Annotated in this window: 20 protein-coding genes and 1 pseudogene; 12 read left to right on the plus strand and 9 right to left on the minus strand. The window is 73.9% G+C overall.

Going from position 1 to position 20,422, the window contains the following annotated elements; translation table 11 throughout:
* The first annotated feature begins 62 nt into the window (after positions 1-62).
* The gene (locus tag GA0070609_RS05005; RefSeq protein WP_088992704.1) at positions 63-1,469 is read left to right on the plus strand and encodes a flavin-containing monooxygenase; all 1,407 of its coding nucleotides are present in this window, start codon (positions 63-65) and stop codon (positions 1,467-1,469) included.
* A gap of 97 nt (positions 1,470-1,566) precedes the next feature.
* Entirely contained in the window at positions 1,567-2,370 is an 804-nt protein-coding gene (locus GA0070609_RS05010; protein ID WP_408630657.1) for an alpha/beta hydrolase, read from the plus strand.
* 11 nt (positions 2,371-2,381) lie between these two features.
* On the opposite strand, the gene GA0070609_RS05015 is transcribed toward GA0070609_RS05010, so the two are convergent.
* From GA0070609_RS05015 to GA0070609_RS05025, 3 genes are all read right to left on the minus strand, one after another.
* A complete protein-coding gene (locus GA0070609_RS05015; RefSeq protein ID WP_088997506.1) occupies positions 2,382-3,800 on the minus strand; it encodes an alpha,alpha-trehalose-phosphate synthase (UDP-forming) in 1,419 nt (472 codons plus the stop codon).
* A 732-nt stretch (positions 3,801-4,532) separates the two neighbouring features.
* The gene (locus GA0070609_RS05020; protein WP_088992706.1) at positions 4,533-5,369 is read right to left on the minus strand and encodes a hypothetical protein; all 837 of its coding nucleotides are present in this window, start codon (positions 5,367-5,369) and stop codon (positions 4,533-4,535) included.
* A gap of 254 nt (positions 5,370-5,623) precedes the next feature.
* A complete protein-coding gene (locus GA0070609_RS05025) occupies positions 5,624-5,839 on the minus strand; it encodes a helix-turn-helix transcriptional regulator (RefSeq protein WP_088992707.1) in 216 nt (71 codons plus the stop codon).
* Between the two features lie 154 nt (positions 5,840-5,993).
* Here GA0070609_RS05025 and GA0070609_RS05030 point away from each other — a divergent pair, with 154 nt between their 5' ends.
* From GA0070609_RS05030 to GA0070609_RS05040, 3 genes are all read left to right on the plus strand, one after another.
* The gene (locus GA0070609_RS05030) at positions 5,994-6,263 is read left to right on the plus strand and encodes a hypothetical protein (RefSeq protein WP_088992708.1); all 270 of its coding nucleotides are present in this window, start codon (positions 5,994-5,996) and stop codon (positions 6,261-6,263) included.
* A gap of 122 nt (positions 6,264-6,385) precedes the next feature.
* Positions 6,386-6,595: a hypothetical protein gene (locus GA0070609_RS05035; RefSeq protein WP_157748062.1), complete on the plus strand. Its 210-nt coding sequence runs from the start codon at positions 6,386-6,388 to the stop codon at positions 6,593-6,595.
* A gap of 112 nt (positions 6,596-6,707) precedes the next feature.
* Positions 6,708-7,424, plus strand: coding sequence for a lysophospholipid acyltransferase family protein (locus tag GA0070609_RS05040; RefSeq protein ID WP_088992710.1), 717 nt, complete (start codon positions 6,708-6,710; stop codon positions 7,422-7,424).
* 145 nt (positions 7,425-7,569) lie between these two features.
* Here the strand turns inward: GA0070609_RS05040 and GA0070609_RS05045 are convergent, their stop codons facing one another.
* Positions 7,570-11,034: an AAA family ATPase gene (locus GA0070609_RS05045; RefSeq protein ID WP_331716933.1), complete on the minus strand. Its 3,465-nt coding sequence runs from the start codon at positions 11,032-11,034 to the stop codon at positions 7,570-7,572.
* A gap of 132 nt (positions 11,035-11,166) precedes the next feature.
* Between GA0070609_RS05045 and GA0070609_RS05050 the strand changes: the two genes are divergently transcribed.
* Complete coding sequence (locus tag GA0070609_RS05050; RefSeq protein ID WP_088992712.1) at positions 11,167-11,412, plus strand: hypothetical protein; 246 nt, start codon at positions 11,167-11,169, stop codon at positions 11,410-11,412.
* Positions 11,413-11,484: 72 nt separating this feature from the next.
* Here GA0070609_RS05050 and GA0070609_RS05055 read toward each other — a convergent pair whose 3' ends face one another.
* Positions 11,485-12,177 (minus strand): Crp/Fnr family transcriptional regulator, encoded by a 693-nt coding sequence (locus GA0070609_RS05055; protein ID WP_088997507.1) that lies wholly within the window; start codon positions 12,175-12,177, stop codon positions 11,485-11,487.
* A 263-nt stretch (positions 12,178-12,440) separates the two neighbouring features.
* Here GA0070609_RS05055 and GA0070609_RS05060 point away from each other — a divergent pair, with 263 nt between their 5' ends.
* The 5 genes and pseudogenes from GA0070609_RS05060 (at position 12,441) to proC (ending at position 15,573) form a co-directional block, all read left to right on the plus strand.
* Entirely contained in the window at positions 12,441-12,935 is a 495-nt protein-coding gene (locus tag GA0070609_RS05060) for a polyadenylate-specific 3'-exoribonuclease AS (protein ID WP_088997508.1), read from the plus strand.
* Positions 12,936-13,070: 135 nt separating this feature from the next.
* Positions 13,071-13,262: pseudogene (locus GA0070609_RS34795) on the plus strand (pyridoxamine 5'-phosphate oxidase family protein); the annotation flags it as partial.
* A gap of 109 nt (positions 13,263-13,371) precedes the next feature.
* Positions 13,372-13,500: a hypothetical protein gene (locus GA0070609_RS34800; protein ID WP_269459275.1), complete on the plus strand. Its 129-nt coding sequence runs from the start codon at positions 13,372-13,374 to the stop codon at positions 13,498-13,500.
* 167 nt (positions 13,501-13,667) lie between these two features.
* Positions 13,668-14,696 (plus strand): 6-phosphofructokinase, encoded by a 1,029-nt coding sequence (locus GA0070609_RS05070; protein WP_088992713.1) that lies wholly within the window; start codon positions 13,668-13,670, stop codon positions 14,694-14,696.
* A gap of 70 nt (positions 14,697-14,766) precedes the next feature.
* Positions 14,767-15,573 carry a pyrroline-5-carboxylate reductase gene (proC, locus tag GA0070609_RS05075; protein ID WP_088992714.1) on the plus strand — a complete coding sequence of 269 codons (807 nt, stop codon included), beginning with the start codon at positions 14,767-14,769 and terminating at the stop codon, positions 15,571-15,573.
* Between the two features lies 1 nt (position 15,574).
* On the opposite strand, the gene GA0070609_RS05080 is transcribed toward proC, so the two are convergent.
* Positions 15,575-16,162 (minus strand): flavoprotein, encoded by a 588-nt coding sequence (locus GA0070609_RS05080; RefSeq protein WP_088992715.1) that lies wholly within the window; start codon positions 16,160-16,162, stop codon positions 15,575-15,577.
* A 255-nt stretch (positions 16,163-16,417) separates the two neighbouring features.
* Positions 16,418-17,710, minus strand: coding sequence for an exo-beta-N-acetylmuramidase NamZ family protein (locus GA0070609_RS05085; protein WP_088992716.1), 1,293 nt, complete (start codon positions 17,708-17,710; stop codon positions 16,418-16,420).
* 133 nt (positions 17,711-17,843) lie between these two features.
* Here GA0070609_RS05085 and GA0070609_RS05090 point away from each other — a divergent pair, with 133 nt between their 5' ends.
* Positions 17,844-18,194 carry a DUF2203 domain-containing protein gene (locus GA0070609_RS05090; protein WP_088992717.1) on the plus strand — a complete coding sequence of 117 codons (351 nt, stop codon included), beginning with the start codon at positions 17,844-17,846 and terminating at the stop codon, positions 18,192-18,194.
* Positions 18,195-18,421: 227 nt separating this feature from the next.
* Here the strand turns inward: GA0070609_RS05090 and GA0070609_RS34805 are convergent, their stop codons facing one another.
* Both GA0070609_RS34805 and GA0070609_RS05100 read right to left on the minus strand, forming a co-directional pair.
* Positions 18,422-19,282 carry a class F sortase gene (locus GA0070609_RS34805; protein ID WP_269459276.1) on the minus strand — a complete coding sequence of 287 codons (861 nt, stop codon included), beginning with the start codon at positions 19,280-19,282 and terminating at the stop codon, positions 18,422-18,424.
* Positions 19,282-20,274, minus strand: coding sequence for a DUF4397 domain-containing protein (locus tag GA0070609_RS05100; RefSeq protein WP_088992718.1), 993 nt, complete (start codon positions 20,272-20,274; stop codon positions 19,282-19,284). Before GA0070609_RS05100 ends, GA0070609_RS34805 begins: the two co-directional genes overlap by 1 nt.
* Positions 20,275-20,422: the final 148 nt, after the last annotated feature.

Below are 20,422 nucleotides of genomic sequence, written 5' to 3' on the forward strand. Positions count from 1 at the left end.
GCTGATGTGGAGAGGATTTCGCGCGACCCGGCACTCGTGCCGCACAAAAGGAGATTCCCCCGGTGCCCACCTCCACCGACCCCGGCCGGCCCGACCCGGAGGCGACCACGGTCGCCCTGACCCGTGACGGCCGCCCGGTCTCCGACCGGGGCGACACGGTCTGCGTCATCGGCGCCGGGGCCAGCGGCCTCACCGCCATCAAGAACCTCAAGGAGCACGGCTTCGGCGTCGACTGCTACGAGCGGGAGACCGGCGTCGGCGGCGCGTGGAACTGGCGACACGACCGCAGCCCGGTGTACGCCAGCACGCACCTGATCTCGTCCCGGCCGTTCACCCAGTTCCCGGACTTCCCGATGCCGGACGACTGGCCGGACTACCCACACCACAGCCAGCTGCTGTCCTACTTCGAGCGGTACGCCGACCACTTCGACCTGCGCGCGCACATCTGGTTCGGCACCGAGGTGGTGCGGGTCGAGCCGGCCGAGGGGGACCGCTGGGACGTCACCACCCGCAGCACCGGCGGCTACGGCCCAGAGCGCACCGCCCGGTACGCGGCGGTGGTGGTGGCCAACGGGCACAACTGGTCGCCGAAGCTGCCCCGCTACGAGGGGCTGGAGCAGTTCCGCGGCGAGGTCATGCACGCCTCGTCGTACCAGGACCCGGCGCAGCTGCGCGGCAAGCGGGTGCTGGTGGTCGGCGCCGGCAACACCGGGTGCGACATCGCCGTGGAGGCCGCCCAGCAGGCCGCCCAATGCTGGCACTCCACCCGCCGGGGCTACTGGTACGCGCCGAAGTACGTGCTCGGCCGCCCGGCCGACCAGGTCAACGACTCGCTGCTCGCGCTGCGGGTGCCCCGCCGGGTACGCCAGTGGCTCTACCACTGGACGCTGCGGCTGACCGTCGGCGACCTGACCCGGTACGGCCTGCCCAAGCCCGACCACCGGGTCTACGAGACGCACCCGATCGCCAACAGCCAGCTCGTCTACTACGTCGGCCACGGCCGGATCAGCCCGGTGCCGGACGTCGCCCGCTTCGACGCGTACGGGGTGGAGCTGACCGACGGCCGCCGGATCGACCCGGAGCTGGTCGTCTTCGCCACCGGCTACCTGCCGCGCTTCGAGTTCCTCGACCCGAAGGTGCTCGGCGACGACGGCGGGACCGGCCGGCCCACGCTCTGGCTGCACGCGTTCGCCCCCGGGCATCCCACCCTGGCGGTGGCCGGCCTGCTCCAGCCGGACTCCGGCCTCTTCCCGCTGTCGCACTGGCAGATGGTGCTCTTCGCCCGGCTGCTGCGGCTGCGGCAGACCCGCCCCGAGCGGGCCGCGGCGTTCGCCGCCAAGGTGCAGGCGCGGGCGGGGGAGCGGTACACCGGCCCGGTCAAGGACAGCACCCGGCACTGGTTCGAGGTCGGGCACGCCGACTACCTGCGCGCCGTCCAGCGCGCACTGCACGACCTGGAGGACAAGTGAGCGAGCGCAGTGAGCGAACCATCCGGCTCAGTGCGGCCGTGCCTCACGGCGCCGCGCGGCGCAGCGGAGCGGCGGCGTGAGCGAGCGGGTGCGGGTGATGCGGGGGCGGGAGTGGGCCCGCCCGGTCCGCCCGGTCCGGCGCGAGGTGCTCGCGGCCACGCCGGAGCTGGAGGAGGGCCGGCCGCCGCTGCTGTTCGTGCCGGGGTTCGGGCACGGCGCGTGGGCGTTCGCCGAGCACTGGCTGGGGCACGCCGCCGGTCGCGGTTTCCCGGCGTACGCGCTGAGCCTGCGCGGGCACGGCGGCAGCGGCCCGGCACCGGAGGCGACCCTGCGGGCGTACGCCCATGACGTGGTGCAGGTGGCGGCGGGCCTGCCGCGCCAGGCGGTGCTGGTCGGGCACGGCGCCGGGGCGCTGGTGGTGGCGCACGCCCTCGCCCGCTACCCGGCCCGGGCCGCGGTGCTGGTCGCGCCGGTGCTCGGCGGCTGGGCGACGTTCGGTGCCGCGCTGCGCCGCAACCCGGCCGGCACGTTGCCGGCGGTGTTCGGCGGGCGGTTGCGGCTGAACCGCCGGCAGCTGTTCAGCCGGGAACTGCCCGACGCGGACGCCCGGGGGTACGTGTCCCGGCTGGGCCGGGCCGGCCGGCGCGCCCAGTGGCAGCTGCTCACCCACGCCGACCCGGAACCGGCGGTGGGTCGGCCGCCGGTGCTGGTGCTGGGCAGCCCGGACGACCGGATCGTCCCGCCGGCCGCGCTGACCCGGGCCGCCCGCCGGTACGGCTCGGCGCCGCTGCTCTTCCCCGGCATGGGGCACGACCTGATGCTGGACGCCCGCTGGCGGGAGCCGATCGACGCGATCCTGGACTGGCTGGCGAAGGAGCCGGCGCCCGAGCGCCGACCCTGACCCGGTCGCCGTCAGGCGGTGGCGCCCAGCCGGGTGAGCAGCGAGTCGCTCTCGTCGAGCGCGGAGAGGTAGGAGCGCGCCCAGGCGCGGATGTCGTGCCGCTGCAGGTGCGCCCGCATGGCCCGCATCCGCTCGCGGACGTCGGCCGGGTCCGCCCGCAGCGCGGTGAGCAGCCCCAGCTTGAGGCCCTCCAGGTCGTGCGGGTTGACCAGGTACGCCTGGGACAGTTCGGCGGCGGCGCCGGCGAACTCGCTGAGCAGCAGCGCCCCGGCGTCGTCCACCCGCGCCGCGACGTACTCCTTGGCGACCAGGTTCATGCCGTCCCGCAGCGGGGTCACCGCCATCACGTCGGCGACCCGGTAGAGGGCGGTCAGCTCGGCCCGGTCGAAGGGCTGGGTGAGGTAGTGGATGGCCGGCTCGCCGACCCGGCCGAACTCGCCGTTGATCCGCCCGACCTCGCGCTCCACCCGCTCGCGCAGGTCCTGGTACTGGCCGACCCGTTCCCGGCTGGGCACCGCGACCTGCACCAGCACCGTGTCGCGCACCTTGACGTGCCCGTCGGCGAGCAGCTCGCTGTAGGCCTTGAGCCGCTGCTCGATGCCCTTGGTGTAGTCCATCCGGTCGACGCTGAGGATCACCTGGCCGGGGTTGCCGAGGTCGTGGCGCAGCCGCTGGGCCCGGGCGGCCACGTCGGGGCGGTTGGCCAGGGCGGCCATCTCGGTGGTGTCGATGGAGACCGGGAACGCGCCGATCCGGACCACCCGGTCGTCCACGGCGATCCGCCGGTCGGTGGCCGGTAGCTGGAGCACCTTCACCGCCAGCTGGGCGAAGTTGTGCGCGGCCTGCGCCCGCTGGAAGCCGACCAGGTCCGCGCCGAGCATGCCGCGCAGCAGTTCGGCCCGGCGGGGCAGCTGCATGAACAGCTCCGGCGGCGGGAACGGCACGTGCAGGAAGAAACCGATGCGCAGGTCCGGCCGGAGCGCGCGGAGCAGGCCCGGCACCAGTTGCAGGTGGTAGTCCTGCACCCAGACCAGCGCGCCCGGCTCGGCCACCTCGGCGGTGGCCTCGGCGAACCGCTGGTTGACCCGCTGGTACGCCTCCCACCAGCGGCGGTGGTGCACCGGTTGCTCGACCGCGTCGTGGTAGAGGGGCCAGAGGGTGGAGTTGGCGAAGCCTTCGTAGTGGTCCCGCAGGTCGGCCTGGTTGAGCGGCACGGTGTGCATGCGCACGCCGTCCACGTCCGGCAGGACGGGCGCCGGCCCGGTGCCGCCGGCCCAGCCGACCCAGGTCGCCGGGGCCGCCCGCAGCAGCGGGTGCAGCGCGCTGACCAGGCCGCCGGGGCTGCGGCGCCATTCGCAGGCCCCGTCCGGGGCGACGCTGTCGTCGATGGGCAGACGGTTGGCCACCACTACGAGGGAACTCTGTCGCATCTCGGGCATTCCGATCACCAGGGGTGTGACCGCCGCGAGCGAGGAACAACCGGGCAGTCAGCGGGGGAAGTGACGGACAGCGGTATTCCTACTGACAGTAAGTTACACCACTGTTACGCCTGAGGCGTGGGTCGACCCCCGTCCCGCCATCCGGGCGGAGACGTGGGGCTCAGCCGGGCCGGTGGGCGGCCTCCGCTTGATCGACTCCATGCCGCCGGAACGGGGTGTCGACGCGAGCGGGACCCCGCGATATCGGCGGCACGGAGTCGATCACGGCGACCGGGCGAGCCGATGGATTGCCGGGCGGGCCATTCGAGAACGAGGGTGATACCTCAGAGTCATCAAAATGCCTGTGAGGTATCACCCTTGCGAAGCACCTTCTCGACCCAAGACGACAGGCCGGGGTGTTGGAGGGCGCGATTCGCGTCGCGCCGGCGGGGCTTCAAGGCTGCGGGGCGGGCTCAGAGCCCGCAGGTCGCGGTCGCCGTCAGGGGGCGTCGCCGGTCGGTCTTGCGGGCCAGCGCAGGGCGCGGATCGCGGTAGGGCGGGGCCGGTTCAGGCCGCGGGTTGGGGTGGGGGTGGCGTGGGGGCGGGGTCGGTTCAGGGAGCAGTTCGCGGTCGGGCGGCGTCCGGCAGTGGGTCGTGCGGGGCCGGATCAGAGCCGCGGGTCGCGCTGGGCCGGCTGAGGGTGTGAGTCGTCGCGCGGGGCGGCGTCGGGTGGCGGGCGGGAGGTCAGACGACGGCGCCGTCGTCCGGGTCGTCGTCGTCGGAGTCGCCGGGGCGCAGCCGCCAGATCAACGTGACGAAGCCGGCGAGGATGCCGGTGAACCCGAACAGGGTGACCACCGCCCGGTCCACCGGGAGCAGGTCGGGGAAGAGGAAGAGCAGGAAACCGACGACGATCGCCAGCACGCCGGCCGCCGCGTACTTGGAGATGCGCGGCAGCGGCGGGGGCGGCGGCGGGGTGTAGCGCTCGTCCTCGTCGTCGGGCAGGTCGGCGCCGAACGTGTCCAGCCCGTCCAGCAGCGACGGCTCGTCCTGCCGGTCGGGCCCCACCGAGATCCCGGAGATGTCCGCCGCGTACGGCAGCCGGCGCACGTCGGTGGCGGTCGGCCCGCCCGGCTCGTCGGCGCCGGTGCGGGTGACCGGGCCGCTCTTGGTCGGCTCGTCCGGGTCGACGTCCTCGGCGGCGGGCCACGGGTTGTCGCCGGCGGTCGGGGTGGCGTGGAAGCCGGCCACGATCCGGGCCCACTCGGCCTCGATGTCGGGCTCGTCGGGGCGGGGCCGGTCGGTGGGCGCCTCGTCGGTGAGCTGGGTGAGGTAGTCGCGGGCGGTGGTCAGGTGCGACCGGTCGACGTAGAGCCGGTCGACCGGGCGGGACGGGACCGTGGTGGTGCGGGTGACCGGGTTGAGGTCGGCCGACGGTTGCAGGTACGCGGCGATCCCGCCGGCCGCGAGGACGTCGAGCAGGTGCTCGCCGATGCGCGGATCCACGTCGCCCGCGACCGCGTACTCGCTCGCGTCGAGCCCGTTGTCCCGCCGCCCCCGGCGGGCTCCACCCGCTGACACCGGACAATCCTCCTCATCGCGCCGAACGGCGCGGCCGCTCCCGCCCCCTGCGGCGCCACCCGTACGCCGTGCCTTGAATCGTGACACGTCGGCACCCGGTTCCGGGAGTGCGTTGTGTCGCGTCTTCCAAAGTCGGCGCCCCGGTCGCTGGTCGCGGCCGGGGCTGTATGTCTCTTTCTGCTAGGGGCGCGTCAGGTGATCGCCCGCTCAGCCGGCGAGCCGCCCGGGGCATCGCCGACGGCGTATTCGCTGCCTCACTCGGGCTCGTCGCCGTCGGTCACCCGCGGCGGCCGGTGCTCGGCGATCCACGCCTCCACGTCGGCCCGCAGCCAGACGGTCATCCCGTGCAGCCGTTGGAAGGGTGCGGGAAAGGTCGGATAGCGAACGAGTTGCCGCATCCGGGTGCGACTCACGCCGAGCATCTCCTGGAGCTCGTGCGGACCGACCAGGGGTCCCGGTACGTCACCCACCCGGCGACCGTAGGACGATTCGGTAGTGCCGTTTTAGGTATACCTAGTTGCGCAGACTCCTCGAGTGTCGCAGAGTGTCCTGGTGGCGTCCGTCCGGCGGAGACCCGAACCCACCGGACGGACGCCGCGGCGATCGAGCGGAGGGAGCGGCAGGGTGGACGAGGCGGTCGAGTTGGCGTGGCTGCGGGAGCGGGTGAGAGGGCTGGAGAGCGCGCTGCTCGGCTCGCGGCGGGAACTGTTCGACCTGCGCTGCCGGCTGGCCGTCATCGCCCGGGTGGCCGGCGACCTGGATCGCGCGCAGCGGGCGCCCGGGGTGGCCTTCGGCGCGATCAACGCGGCGCTGCACGGGCAGCCGGCGACCCTGCGGCACGTCGCCCGGCAGGTGGCCCGGCGCCGCCCGGGCCCACCCGACCGGCCGGCATGAGCCAGCTATCCCATGTGGACCGACCGTTGACCGGAGGGTCGCCCGGACCGTCGACCTCGCTACCCTGCTCACGACGGTCGCCGTAGGTGTGGCGGGGCGACCTGCGGCGGGAGGACGTGGCGATGGCAGCTCGGCATACGACCCGGCTGCCCGTGCTGGTCGTCGCGCTGGTCTGCACCGGCGTCCGCGGCCCGGAGCTGGTGCGGGAAGGCGGGTGGCGGGCCTGGGTGGTGGTTCCGGCCACGATCGTGCTGCTCGGGCTGATCGGGGTGGAACTGCGGGCGTTGTGGCGACGCCGGCGCGACGGCAGGTGGCGGGCGCCGGTCGGGTGACGACGCTGATCGGTCGTCCGTTGTGGCGGGTGCCCCGCGCTCCGTAGGCTCGTCGGCGACGGCAGCACCCCGCACGGGTGCTGTCCCGGGCACACCATGGGAAAGGACGCCGGTGCTGTACTGGCTGTTGAAGTACGTCCTCCTCGGGCCGCTGCTGAGGCTGATCTTCCGCCCGCAGGTGGAGGGCCTGCACCACGTACCGGACACCGGCCCGGTCATCCTGGCCAGCAACCACCTCTCGTTCTCCGACTCGATCTTCACTCCGCTGATCACCCCGCGGAAGGTCACCTTCGTCGCGAAGGCCGAGTACTTCACCGGCAAGGGGATCAAGGGCTGGCTGACCCGGATGTTCTTCGTCGGCACCGGCACCATCCCGGTGGACCGGTCCGGCGGACGGGCCGCCCGCGCCGCGCTGGACACCCAGCTGAAGGTGCTGCGGGCCGGCGGCATCGCCGGCATCTACCCGGAGGGCACCCGCTCGCCGGACGGTCGGCTCTACCGGGGCAAGACCGGGGTGGCCCGGCTCGCCCTGGAGAGCGGCGCGCCGGTGGTCCCGGTGGTGATGCTCAACCTCGACGAGATCCAGCCGCCGGGCCAGCTCATCCCGAAGCTCAAGCGGGTGCGGATCCGGTTCGGCGCGCCGCTGGACTTCAGCCGCTACCGGGGGCTGGCCGGTGACCGGTTCGTCGAGCGCGCGGTCACCGACGAGATCATGTACGAGCTGATGGAGCTCTCCGGCCGCGAGTACGTCGACATCTACGCCCAGAAGCTCAAGAACCAGCCCACCCCACCCACCCCACCCACCCCCCGCGAACCCGTCCCCGTCTGACCCACCCCCTCCCGCCCCTCCAACGCCCGCATCCCAGCGCGCACGTTCACTGAATGAGTGGCTATCCGCGGCGTCTTGGCCACTCGTTCTCTGAACGTGCGCGGCCCGGACGGGAGGCGCGGCGGGCGGGCGGCGGGGAGAGGGGTCAGCGGGGGGTGGGAAGGTGGAGGAGGCCGGGGGCGGCGTTGCGGTCGGCGAACTCGCGTACCCGGGTCAGCGCGGCGGCCGCGGCGGCCGGGTCCACCTCGGACAGCGGACCGACCGAGAGCGCGGTGGCGAGGATGTGGTCGGTCCGGTCGGTCATCCGCGCGTAGCCCTGCGCCGCCGCGGCGAGCAGGTCGGCGGCGGTGCGCGGGTCGCCGTCCCGCCAGGCCAGCGTGGCGTCGGCGGACTGCCCGGCGGCCCGCGCCCACGGGGTCGTCCGGGGTGAGCGGCGCAGCAGATCCCGGACGAGTCGCGCCGCGTCCGCGCCGAGCAGCGCGGCGAGGTGGCCGACCGCCGGCACCCACTCGGCGAACGGGATCATGCGGGTCTGCCGCCAGTCCTCGTCCAACTCGGTGAGCAGCGCCATCGCCTCGTCCCGGCGGCCCTGCACCGCCCGGCAGAGCGCGGCGTGCGCCAGGGTGACCCGCAGCACCCGGTGGAAGCCGCTGCGCCGGGCCGCCGCGAGGGCCTTCTCCAGCAGGTCGGGGCCGGTCGGGTCCGGCTCGGCGCCGAGCGTCCGGATCCAGCCGGACACCGCCACGATGTGGGTGTCCCACTCGGCGGTCGGGCCCTGGGTCGCCCCGTCCGCCATCTCCAGCGCCGCCACCCACTCGCCGGCGTAGTACGACCGGGCCCACTGGTCGGCGAACCCGATGGTCAGGCCGTGTTCGCCGCCCAGGTCGAGGGAGCGCTGCTCGTCGATCAGCCGGACCGAGCCGGCCAGGTCGCCCTCCTCCTGCAGGACCCAGGACAGGTTGTGCACCGCCCGGCGGCGGCTGGTCAGCCGCTCCACCCGGCACTGCTCGGTGACCTCGGCCAGCTCCGCGTACGCCTCCTCGAAGCCGGCCAGGTAGCGGGCCACCGCGAGGGTGATCCGGGCGTTCGCCAGCGCCTCGTGCAGGCTCAGCCGCTCGGCCAGCTCGGCCGCCGCCTGGGCGGCCGCGCAGGCCGGCTCGGTCTCCGCGTTGAGCATGTGCACCCGGGCCAGTTCGAGCAGCGCGCCGGCCTTCTCCTGGCTGTCCGGCAGGCCGTCGTGCAGGCTGATCGCACGGTCCAGGCAGCGCAGCGTCTCCGACCGGTCGGCCCGGCTCCACGCGGCGGTGGCCAGCAGCGTCCACGCCTTCGCGGCGGCCGGCCGGTCGCCCGCCGCGATCAGCCGGTCGGCCAGCCGGACCAGGGTGTCCGTGCCGCCGTCGACCAGGAACGCGTCGCTGTCGCGGTAGAAGGCCAGCTCGGCGTGGAACAGTTCGAGCGCCGGATCCGGCCCGCAGTCGACGGCGAGCGCCCGGTCGACCAGGGTGGCTGCGGTGTCCAGCGCGTGCAGCTCGTACGCCCGGCGGGCCGCGCGGTGCAGCGCGGTCCGGGTGGCCACGGCGTACGGGGCCGGGTCGAGGCCGATCGTGCGGGCGATCTCGTGCGCGGTCCACCGGTGGTTGGCCAGCACCTCGGCCAGGTCGTACTGCCGGCCGTCGGTGAGCTGCTCCAGCCAGTCGGCGGTGTGCTGGTGGCGCAGCACCCGCTCGGCTCGGGGCAGCCGCTGGTAGCAGACGTCCCGCACCAGGATGTGCCGGAACCGGTACTCCGGCTGGCCGGGCATCGTCGAGCTGGGCAGCTCGTAGACCAGGTCCCGGCGCTGCAACCGGTGCAGCGCCCGTTCCACCCACTCCGCCGGGCGGCCCAGCGCCACCGCCACCGGCCCGGGCCAGAACTGCACGCCGACCACCGAGGCGGCCTGCAACACCGCCCGGTCGGCCGGGTCGAGCAGGTCCAGCCGGTTGGCGATGACCGCCTGCACCGTGCGGGGCATCCCGGGCCCGCCGGCCGGGTCGAGTCGGACGGCGTTCGCCGCCGGGTCGACCAGGCCGCCGTCGAGCAGCATCCGGGCGTACTCCTGGGCGTAGAGCGGGTTGCCGTCGGCGAACTCGATCAGCGGTTCGCGGGCCGTCACCGGCAGGGTGGCCTGCCCGAGCAGTAGCGAGTAGAGGGTGTCGATGTCGCCGTCGTGCATCGGCGGCACCGAGATCGACATCGCGCCGCTGATCGTGCCGGTCCAGGCCGGGTGCCGCTCGCGCAGCTCGGGCCGGGCGGTCGCGACGATCAGCAGCGGCACCCCCCGGGCCGCCGCGCCGAGCTGCTCCACGAAGGACAGCATCGCCGCGTCCGCCCAGTGCATGTCCTCGAAGACCAGCACCGTCGGCTCGGTCGCGGCCAGGGTGAGCAGGAAGCGCCGCCAGGCGGTCTCGGTCTCGACCGGGGTCAGCCGCTCCCCGGGCAGGCCCAGCAGCGGGCCGAGCGCCTCGGCGAGCCGGACCGCGTGCGGGTCGGCCAGCCGGCCCAACCGCTGGCGCAGCCGCTCGCGCAGCGCCGAGGCGTCGTCGCTGTCCGGCAGCCCCACCCAGTTCTTCACGATGTCGGCCAGCGCGGCGTAGGTGACGTTCTCGCCGAACGGCGGGCACTGACCGACCAGCCAGGTGACCCGGGCGCCGGGCAGGTTGGCGGCGTGTCGGGCCAGCTCGCGCAGCAGCCGGCTCTTGCCCACCCCGGCCGGGCCGAACACCGTCACCAGCTGCGAGGTGCGCTCGGTGACGATGCGGTGCAGGGCGTTGACCAGCAGGCCGCGTTCGTGGTCCCGGTTGACCATCGGGGTCAGCTCGGCGGTGTGCGGGTCGCGCCGGGGCCGGGCCCGTTCCGCCAGCCAGATCCGGCTGACCGTGGACCGCCCGCGCAGCGTCACCGGCGGCTGGTCGGTGTACTCCATCTCGTGCCGGGTGGCCGCCCAGGTGCTCTCGTCGACCACGACCCCGCCGGGCGGGGCCAACCCCTGCAACCGGGAGGCGGTGTTGACCACGTCGCCGGTGACGAACGCCTGACCGCCGTCCCGGGTCGCGGAGAGGTCGACCAGCGCCTCGCCGGTGGCGATGCCGACCCGGAACTGCAACGGGTGCGGCCCGGTGGCCTGCCGGGCCAGGTTGCGCTGGAGCTCCAGCCCGGCGCGGACGCAGCGCAGCGCGTCGTTGTCGGTCGCCACGGGGGCGCCGAACAGCGCCATCACCGCGTCGCCGATGTACTTCTCGACCACCCCGCCGTACTGGTGCACCAGCCGCCGCACGGTGGCGAAGTACGCCTGTTGCAGGCCGCGGGCCTGCTCCGGGTCGGCCTGCTCGGCGTACGTGGTGAAGTCGACGATGTCGATGAAGAGCACGCTGACCTGGCGGCGGTCCTCCTGCACCGTCACGGCGTGGTCGCGCAGCGGATTGCCGCAGTTGGTGCAGAAGTTCGCCTCGGTGCTGTTGGCGTGGCCGCAGCCAGCACAGGTCCTGGACAGCGGCCGTCCGCACCCACCGCAGAAGCGGTCGTCCGGCCCGGCTGCCCGGGAGCAGTGTCCACAGGTGAGGTCGATGTCCAGCTCCGTACGCGAGAGAGCCCAGTATCCCGCCGGGACCGATCAGTCGGGTACCCGACGTGCGGGCGGCCCTTACCGCTGTTCGGTCGGGGCTAGTCTCTCGTACCAGAAAAGAATGACCACAGGGAGAGTGCCGTGCAGGTGCGACTGTCCGCCCTCTGGACCGATCCGGGTGGAACGGTGTGGGGTCCGGGCGACACGGTCGAGGTCGACGCGGTCACTCTCGCCGAACTGGAGGAGCAGGGCATGGTAGAGCAGCCCGCGGGCCAGAGCGCTGGCTCGACCGAGACCACGACCACGACCACCAAGCCCAAGGACACCGATCCCAGCAAGATCGGCCCGGGTCCGAGTTCGCCCCCGGCGGACGACACCGACAAGTGACCCACCGGCGCGGGCGGCGGGCCGCCGCCGCCCGCCCGTGCGGGCGTACCCGAAACGGCGTGGCGGCCGGGGTCAGCGCTCGCTCATGCCGGCGCGACGCCGCAGTGCCGCCACGTCCGTGACCACGATCCGCCGGCCCTCGGTACGCAGCCAGCCGCGGCTGGCGAACGAGCCGATCGCCTGGTTGACGCTCTGCCGGGAGCCGCCGGCCATCTCGGCGAGCTGGCTCTGGTTGAGCTCGATGGTGATCATCGGGGCCTGGCTCTCGCCGGCCAGCCGGACCAGCGTCTTGGCCACCCGGCCGGGCAGGTCCAGAAAGACGTGGTCGGCGTTCTGCTCGGTGAGCCGGCGGATCAGCCCGCCGAGCGAGCGCATCACCGCGTCCAGGATGCGCGGGTTCGAGTGCACCAGTTCCATGAACGCGCCGCGGGAGAGCGCGAGCGCCGCGCAGTCCTCGATCGCCTCGGCGGAGGCCGAGCGGGTGGAGGCGTCCAGCAGCGACACCTCGCCGAGCACGTCCGGCGGCCGGATCACCGACAGCACCGCGCGTTCGCCGGTCGGCGCGGTGCGGAACACCGCGACCGCGCCGCGGCGCAGCACGATCAGGGACTCGCCGGGGTCGTTCTCCACGAAGAGCAACTGACCCTTGCGGTACGTCCGCGGCACCGCCGCGGCGATCACCCGCTGGCGCACCTCGGGCTCCAGCCCGGCGAACATCTCCACACCCGTGAGCGCGTCACCCGGCTCCGGCAGGCGCATCTCCACGGCCGACCCCTCCCCGGTCATGGACCACAACATCGCTCACCGGGTGAACCTGACGGGCCCCTGACAAGGTGAACTGACACCGGGTTCGGCGTCCGGTAGCGGTACACATCAGATCATGACGGCCATGTCGCTTGCTGTACACCCCTGGATGCGGTTCCGTGACAGTCCCGAGCTGCGCCGGTTCCGCCGATGAGGTGCGGATCCGCTTCCGGATGGGCGACCCGCCGGTCCGGCGGCGGCGGGGGTGGGCGAGGATGACCGGGATGGTTCACCGCTATTTCTACGACTGCGAGTTCATCGAGGACGGCCGGCTCGTCGACCTGGTGTCGATCGGCGTCGTCGACGAGTACGGCCGCGAGTTCTACGCGGTCTCCACCGAGTTCGACGACTCCCGTGCCGTGCCCTGGGTGCGCCGCAACGTGCTGGACAAGCTCCCCTCACCGGCCGACCGGGCCTGGCGGTCCCGCGAGCGCATCCGCGACGACCTGTACGACTTCCTGGTCGAGCCGATCCGGGACCGCCCGGGCGAGCAGCTGGAGCTGTGGGCCTGGTACGCCGCGTACGACCACGTGGCGCTCGCGCAGCTGTGGGGGGCGATGCCGGCGCTGCCCCGGGAGATCCCCCGGTTCACCAAGGAGCTGCGCCAGCTCTGGGACGACCGGGGCCGCCCGCCGCTGCCGGATGCCGCGGCGGCCCGGCACGACGCGCTGGTGGACGCCCGGCACAACCTGGCCCGGTGGCGGGCGATGACCGGTTAGGAAGTTTGGTCGGTTCTGTCCCGGGCACCGGATTCGCGTCGGATCGATGCGAGGAGGTACGCCGTGAGTGAACCGAGCACCACCGCCGAGGCCCGGCGCCGGGTCACCGAGCTGGTCCGGCGGGCCCGGATCTGCATGCTGACCACGACCGGCCTGGACGGCCGGATGGTGAGCCGGCCGATGGGGCTGCAGGAGGCCGAGTTCGACGGCGACCTGTGGTTCTTCGCGTACGCGGACTCGGCCAAGGTGCGCCAGCTCCGGGTCAACCCGGAGGTCAACGTCGCCTTTTCCGACCCGAGACACCAGTCGTGGGTCTCGGTGTCCGGCACCGCGCAGGAGGGCTACGACCGGGCGACGGCGCAGCGGTTGTGGCACCCGATGGTCGACGGCGTGGTTTCCGGACGGGCTAGACACCCCGGGGATCACCCTGATCAAGGTGCACGCCGGTTCCGCCGAGTACTGGGACTCGCCGGGCGGCGCGGTGGTCAACCTGCTCGGCTACGCCAAGGCCGCGGTGACCGGCACGCCGCCGGGGCCAGGGGAGAACCGCGAGGTCAGCTACTGACCGGTAGCCGGTCCGGCCCCGGGGTGCGGTGTCGACGCCCTGCCGCGCCGACTACAGTGCCCACTGACGGCCCGCCCCGGGCCGGCAACGGCGCCGATGGTCTGATCCGACACATATCCTGGGGCATATCGGGCTTCATCTGATGCTCCCAGGAGGATGAGCAGATCATGCGTATCGGCGTGCTCACCGGCGGCGGCGACTGCCCGGGTCTGAACGCGGTCATCCGGGCGGTGGTCCGCAAGGGCGTCGCCAGCTACGGCCACGAGTTCGTGGGTTTCCGGGACGGCTGGAAGGGTCCGCTGGAGGGCCTGTCCCGCCCCCTGGGCATCGCGGAGGTCCGCGGCATCCTGCCGCGCGGCGGCACCATCCTCGGTTCCTCGCGGACCAACCCCTTCAAGATCGAAAACGGCGTCGAGCGGATCAAGGACAACCTCGCCGCCCAGGGCGTGGACGCGCTGATCGCCATCGGCGGTGAGGACACCCTCGGCGTCGCCACCAAGCTGCACGAGCTCGGCGTCCACGTGATCGGCGTGCCGAAGACGATCGACAACGACCTCGGCGCCACCGACTACACCTTCGGCTTCGACACCGCCGTCAACATCGCCATGGAGGCGATCGACCGGCTGCACACCACCGCCGAGAGCCACCACCGCACCCTGGTGGTCGAGGTGATGGGCCGGCACGCCGGCTGGATCGCCCTGCACGCCGGCCTGGCCGGTGGCGCCAACGTGATCCTGCTGCCCGAGCGGCAGTTCGACGTCGACCAGGTCGCCGGCTACGTCGAGAAGCGCTTCCAGCACCAGTACGCCCCGATCGTGGTGGTCGCCGAGGGCGCGCAGCCGCTGGCGGGCCAGATGGTCCTGCAGAACCAGGAGCTGGACGCGTTCGGTCACGTCCGCCTCGGCGGCATCGGCCAGTGGCTGGCCGAGCAGTTGGAGGCGAAGACCGGCAAGGAGGCGCGTACCGTCGTGCTGGGCCACATCCAGCGCGGTGGCACTCCCACCGCCTTCGACCGGGTGCTGGCCACCCGGCTCGGCCTGCACGCGATCGACGCGGCGCACGAGGGCGACTGGGGCAAGATGGTCGCCATGCAGAGCACGGACATCGTCCGGGTGCCGCTGGCCGAGGCCACCCGCGAGCTGAAGACCGTGCCGCTGGAGCGGTACGCCGAGGCCGAGGTCTTCTTCGGCAGCTGAGTCGACCGGCGGCGGCGCGGCGGGCCACCCGGCCCACCGCGCCGCCGGCCACGGCAGGAGGGGGTACGCGGTGCACACGGTCGCCGTGATCGGCGCCGGCAAGATCGGTGAGCTGATGCTCTCCGGGCTGCTGCGCTCGGGTTGGCCGGTCGACCGGCTGCTGGCCACCGCCCGGCGCCCGGCCCGCGCCGAGGAGCTGACCGCCCGCTACGGGGTACGCGTGGTCGACAACCTCACCGCTGTCGACGAGGCGGAGGTGCTCGCCGTCTCGGTCAAGCCGCAGGACGCGGCGGCGCTGCTCGACGAGATCGGGCCCAAGGTGCCCGCCGACAAGCTGGTCATCTCGCTCTGCGCCGGCCTGCCGACCAGCTTCTTCAACCGGCGGCTGCCCGAGGGCACCCCGGTGGTGCGGGTGATGACCAACACCCCCGCCCTGGTCGACGAGGCGATGACCGCCATCTCCGCCGGCGCCCACGCCACCGGGACGCACCTGGCCCTGGCCGAGGAGATGTTCAAGCCGCTGGGCGCCACCATCCGGGTGCCCGAGTCGCAGCAGGACGCGGTCACCGCGCTCTCCGGCTCCGGCCCGGCCTACTTCTACCTGCTGGTCGAGGCGATGATCGACGCCGGCATCCTGCTCGGCCTGCCCCGACAGGTGGCGCACGAGCTGATCGTGCAGACCGCCATCGGCTCCGCGGTGATGCTGCGCGACTCCGGCGAACACCCGGTGAAGCTGCGCGAGGCGGTCACCTCGCCGGCCGGCACCACCATCTCCGCCGTGCGAGAGCTGGAGAAGCACGGCGTACGCGCGGCGCTGCTCGCCGCGCTGGAGGCGGCCCGGGACCGGGCCCGCGAGCTGGCCGACCAGGCCGACTGAGTCAACCGGACTGCAGGGCCAGCTCCTCGACGCCGCGCACCGGCTCAGCCGGCTGCTGGGCGGGGACCCGGGCGAACCGCGTCCACCCGGCGATCACCCGCACGGCGACGTGCCACGGCTCCGGGTCGTCGACGTCGCCCGGCTCGGCGGGCGAGGGGACCGCCACGCCCCAGTGCCGCAGCCGGTCCAGGCTCTCCAGGAAGGCGGGGTGCCGGGCGAACGCCGGATCCGGCGCCGGCACGGCGACGACCGGCAGGCCGATCGAGGTCGCCTCGTTGAGCAGCCGCAGGGCCAGGTTGTCGTTGAACCCGTACGCCCACTTGTTGACCAGGTCGAAGCTGGCCGGCGCGACCGCGTAGGCGTCGGCCGGCGGCAGCGGGTGCAGCGTCTCGGCCTGCTCGTCCGTCCAAATCGGATGGTCGGTGAGGTCGGTGAGGGCGGCGAGGTCGACCGACTCGGCGGGGGCGGCGACCGCGTGCACCTGCCAGCCCAGTTCCTGGCAGGCGGCGATGAACTCGGCGAGCTCGGCGGCGGGTTCGGTGTGGCAGACGATGAGGTGCAGGGCGGGGGATCGGGTCTTCCCGGGCATGGCGCTCCTATCGGCATGGGTGTCCCGCGCGCCAGTCGTACGGCCTGCCGCCGGTGTGTTCCGGCGGGACGTCGATCGCCTGGTCAGCGGCGATCGCGCCGATCGAGTGGCGGCCGGATGTCCGTGTGGGTCCCGAGGCCGAGGGTAGCGAGCCGCCCGCCGACGTGAGTCGGTTTCCGGTGAACTGGCCGGCTGATGAAAAGGCGGCGCCGGGCTGACCAACTGATCAGCCCGGCGCCCGCGTCGGATGCGTCCTCAGTAGAGCAGGTACGGGGCCCGTCGCCGGTTGAAGTCGGCCAGCTCGTCGGCCCAGGCGCCGACCACGTCGTCCACGTCGGCGCCCGCGTCGATCATCGTGCGCAGCCGGGGCGAGCCGGTCAGCTTGTCCACCCAGTACGGCCGGGCGGCGTCCCAGGAGTCCTGCCGCCAGGCGAACGCCGGGTACTTGTGCGCCTCGACCAGCATGGCCACCGCGGTGCGGATCGGGTCGTACGTCGCCCGGTCGACGACCTTCACCTCGACGCCGGCGCAGAGCTTGTTCAGCAGCGCCGGCTTCTGCCCGGCCGAGGTCGGCGTGAAGTACGCCTCGCGGAACTCGACGCCCGGCAGTTCGCGGGCGTTGAGCCGGTCGGACCAGTGGTAGTCGAAGTCGGCGGCCAGGCCGCCGATCAACTCGAACGGCCGGCAGGTGCCCCGCCCCTCGGTGATCGAGGCGACGCCCTCGAACAGCCCGGTGCCGGGGTAGACCAGCGCGGTGTCCGGAGTGGGCATGTTCGGGCTGGGCATCACCCAGGGCAGGTCGGTGTCGGCGGCCAGCTTGTCGCGCTTCCAGTGTCGACACCGGACGACGTGCAGGTCCACCTGGCCGCCGGCCTCGGCCGGCAGGAACTCGGCGTTGAAGAACCGGGCCAGCTCGCCCACGGTCATGCCGTGCTGCTGGACGATCTCCTTGAGCCCCACGCCGGAGGTGTAGGCGCTGGCCATCATCGGCCCGTACGCCCGGCCGCCGATCGGGTTGGGCCGGTCCAGCACGACGTACCGCTTGCCGGTCCGGGCGGCGGCCATCATCGAGGTGTACATCGTCCAGATGTAGGTGTAGAAGCGGGCGCCCACGTCCTGGATGTCGAAGACGACGGTGTCGACGCCGGCCTGGCCGAACATCGTCTCCCACTTGGCCAGCGACGCCCCGTACGCGTCGTAGACGGTGATCCCGGTGCGCGCGTCGATGCCGGTGCCCTCGCTGCCGCCGGCCTGCGCCGAGCCGCGGAACCCGTGCTCGGGGCCGAACGCGGCGGCCAACTGGACCGCGTCGGAGGCGTGCATCAGGTCAACCAGGTGCCGGTAGGACCCGTCGACACCGGTCGGATTCGAGATCACACCGACCCGCTGGCCGGCGAGTTCGGCGAAGCCGGACCGGACGAGCACGTCCAGGCCGGTCTCCACGCGGCGGATGCCGGGCGCTGCGGCGCCCGGTGAGCCGGGGGCCGCCGCCGCGACCGCTCCCGCGGTCACCGCACCCGCACCGGCCAGGAATTTCCTACGCTCCACGGTCGACCTCCCGTTCTGGTTTCGTTGAAACTTAACTACACGTCAATGGCCCGTCAAGGAAGGTTAGCTACAGAATCGGCGGGTGAACTGCGGGTGCTCCGGCGTCCGGCGCGAAGTGCCCCATACTGGCCGGGTGTTCACACTCGCCCAGGCCCGGCACCTGGTGGCCACGCTGCGCCCACGCGTCGACGAGCTGATCCGGCTCCGCGCCGACCTGGCCGAACTCCGCGCCGACCTGGCCCAGGACGGTGCCAGCCCGCTCGGCGGGCGGGCCGAGGTCAAGGGGCTGGAGGCGCGGCTGCACGCGGTGCTGGACGACCTGCACCAGCACGACATCCAGGTGAAGGGGATCGCCCCGGTGCTGCTCGACTTCCCCGGCGAGCGGGACGGCCGGCCGGTGCTCTGGTGCTGGCTGGAGGGGGACCCGGAGCTGAACTGGTACCACCGGGTGGAGTGCGGCTTCGCCGGCCGCCGCCCGGTCTGACCCGCTCCGCCGGCCGCCCACCGGCGTGGATCCGCTGCGGCCTGACCGACTCCGTACTCGCCGGCGGCCGGCATTGACGGGCTCTGTCCTGGTGGGGCATCGTCCCGGTCCGGCTACTCGGGGAGCGCCACTGTGGCCGGTTGGGTGCGCTCGGTAACCGGTGCCGGAGGTGTGGCCTGCGCGGCACCGCGTTGGACGCCACGCACGAGCACTTCTGGCCGCGCGGGTCAGCCGGCGGCCGACCGGGGCAGCGCGTCGCCGGTCGGCTCGGCGACGGCGAAGACCACCAGGTTGTCCCGGTAGTGGCCGCGGCGGCGGTCGAAGTCGCCACCGCAGGTGACCAGGCGCAGCTCCGGGCCCGGCGTCGGGCCGTACACGGCGGTGGTCGGGAAGCGGTCCTTGCCGGCGCGCAGCGTGCCGGTGACCCGGAACGACACCATCCGGTCGCCGCGCCACACCTGCACCCGGTCGCCCGGGCGCAGCTCGCCGAGCCGGGCGAAGACGGCCGGCCCGTCCCGCGAGTCCAGGTGGCCGGCGAGCACCGCCGGGCCCGGGTCGCCGGGGGCCGGGCCGCCGCCGTACCAGCCGGCGGTGTCGAAGTCGGACGGTGCGGCCAGGGCGCCGCTCGCGTCCAGTCCGAGCACGGTGAGCGGGGCGTCGACGCCGATCCGCGGCACCCGCACCCGGTTCGGCGGGCCGGCGGGTGCTGCGTCGGCCGATGCGCAGTCCGTCGCGCAGCCCGGCCCCGCCGCCGCCGCGGGCCAGGTGGCCCCTGGGGCCGGCGCGGGCGGGGCGGAGCCGCCCGCCGCCGGTAGGTCGGACCCGCCCAGGCCTGCCGGTAGGTCGGACCCGCCCAGGCCTGCCGGTAGGTCGGACCAGGCCAGGGCTGCCGGTAGACCGGACCGGCCCACGGCCGGACCGGGCGGGGCGGAGCCGCCGGGGGCACGTGGGGCGGAGTCGCCGGGGGCGGGCGGGGCGGAGCTGCCGGGGGCGGGCCCGACGCCGGCCGCCAGGCAGAGGGCCGTGCCGGCCGCGACCAGCGCCGCCGGGCGCCGCCGCCGCGGCCGGAGCGGCTGACCGCCGGTCATCAGGTGGTACGCCGCCGGCGCAGCAGCACCAGTCCCGCGCCGGCGATCATGGCTCCGGCCATACCGAGCAGCGGATAGGCCGACCGCTCCGGCCGCTGCGGCCGCGCGGTGCTACCCGCGCCGGTGTCCACGCCGCCGGCCGGCACGACGGAACCGCCGCGGGCGTCCTGGCGTAGTTCGGCGGTGAGCCCGCCCCGCTTCGCGTCGAGCACCAGCAGCGAGTAGACCCCGCCGCCGGCCAGGTCGACCTCGGTCTCGGTGGTCGGGCCAGCGGCGCCGCCGCCGAGGCGCAGCCGCCACCGGCCCGGCTTCAACTCCTGGTAGTCCGTGGTGGTGGCGAACGGCACGCCCTCGGCGATCCGTGGCCCGTCGGCGGCCGCCACGTCGAGCACCGGGGCGCGTACCGACGCCTGCACGACGCGGAGCTTGGCCCGACCGGGTGGTGGCGCGCTGAGGTCGTCGTGCAGCACCCGCAGCCCCAGGTCGGCGTGCCGCCCCACCCCAGCCACCGTGTACGCCGCGCCGCTGCTCACCGCCACCTCGGTGGTGAGCACCGGCGGTTCGTCGGCGGGTGCGCCCGCCTCCCGCATGGCCACCGCGTACCGCCCGGCCGGCAGCGGGAGGTACTGGGAGACGACTCCGTAGCCGACGGCCGGAAAGACCTGCGGCTTCGGCCGGTCGGGAGCGGCCAGGTAGACGTCCACGGCCGGGGTGTCGGGGGAGAGGTGCGCCAGCCGGACGTACCCGACGGTCGCCACGCCGACCTTGCTGGTGACGGCGTTGGCGGTGGTGGCGGTGGCCGTGGTCGTGGCGCTGGCGGCGGTGGCCGTGGTCGCGGCGCCGGCCGTGGTCGCGCCGGCGGCCGTGGTCGCGGCGGCGGCGGTGGTCGCGGCGCCGGCCGGCGCGGCGGTGGTGGTCGTCAATCCGGCGCCGAGCAGGAGCGTTCCGACGCCGGCGAGCAGGCGGCGCGGCGCGGTGCGGGGCAGATGCATGTCTCCTCCGGAGTGGACGGTGCGGACGCGTCCGGACGAGAGTCCCGTGAACGGGACTGCGGCGCAATTCTCGCGCCTTCGACACGCCGGGATTCCGTCCGATCACCCGGCGTCCGCAAGCCTCGGGCGGCCGGGGGTCGGCGGAAAT

Origin of the sequence: Micromonospora echinaurantiaca (assembly GCF_900090235.1) — a bacterium.
Lineage (GTDB): Bacteria > Actinomycetota > Actinomycetes > Mycobacteriales > Micromonosporaceae > Micromonospora > Micromonospora echinaurantiaca.

Coding starts and splice junctions, on each gene's coding strand:
- GA0070609_RS05070 (WP_088992713.1), top strand. CDS start 13,668: ATGCGTATCGGCGTGCTCACCGGCGGCGGCGACTGCCCGGGTCTGAAC.
- GA0070609_RS05015 (WP_088997506.1), bottom strand. CDS start 3,800: ATGCGACAGAGTTCCCTCGTAGTGGTGGCCAACCGTCTGCCCATCGAC.
- GA0070609_RS05060 (WP_088997508.1), top strand. CDS start 12,441: ATGGTTCACCGCTATTTCTACGACTGCGAGTTCATCGAGGACGGCCGG.
- GA0070609_RS05100 (WP_088992718.1), bottom strand. CDS start 20,274: ATGCATCTGCCCCGCACCGCGCCGCGCCGCCTGCTCGCCGGCGTCGGA.
- GA0070609_RS05080 (WP_088992715.1), bottom strand. CDS start 16,162: ATGCCCGGGAAGACCCGATCCCCCGCCCTGCACCTCATCGTCTGCCAC.
- GA0070609_RS05035 (WP_157748062.1), top strand. CDS start 6,386: ATGGCAGCTCGGCATACGACCCGGCTGCCCGTGCTGGTCGTCGCGCTG.
- GA0070609_RS34805 (WP_269459276.1), bottom strand. CDS start 19,282: ATGACCGGCGGTCAGCCGCTCCGGCCGCGGCGGCGGCGCCCGGCGGCG.
- GA0070609_RS05010 (WP_408630657.1), top strand. CDS start 1,567: ATGCGGGGGCGGGAGTGGGCCCGCCCGGTCCGCCCGGTCCGGCGCGAG.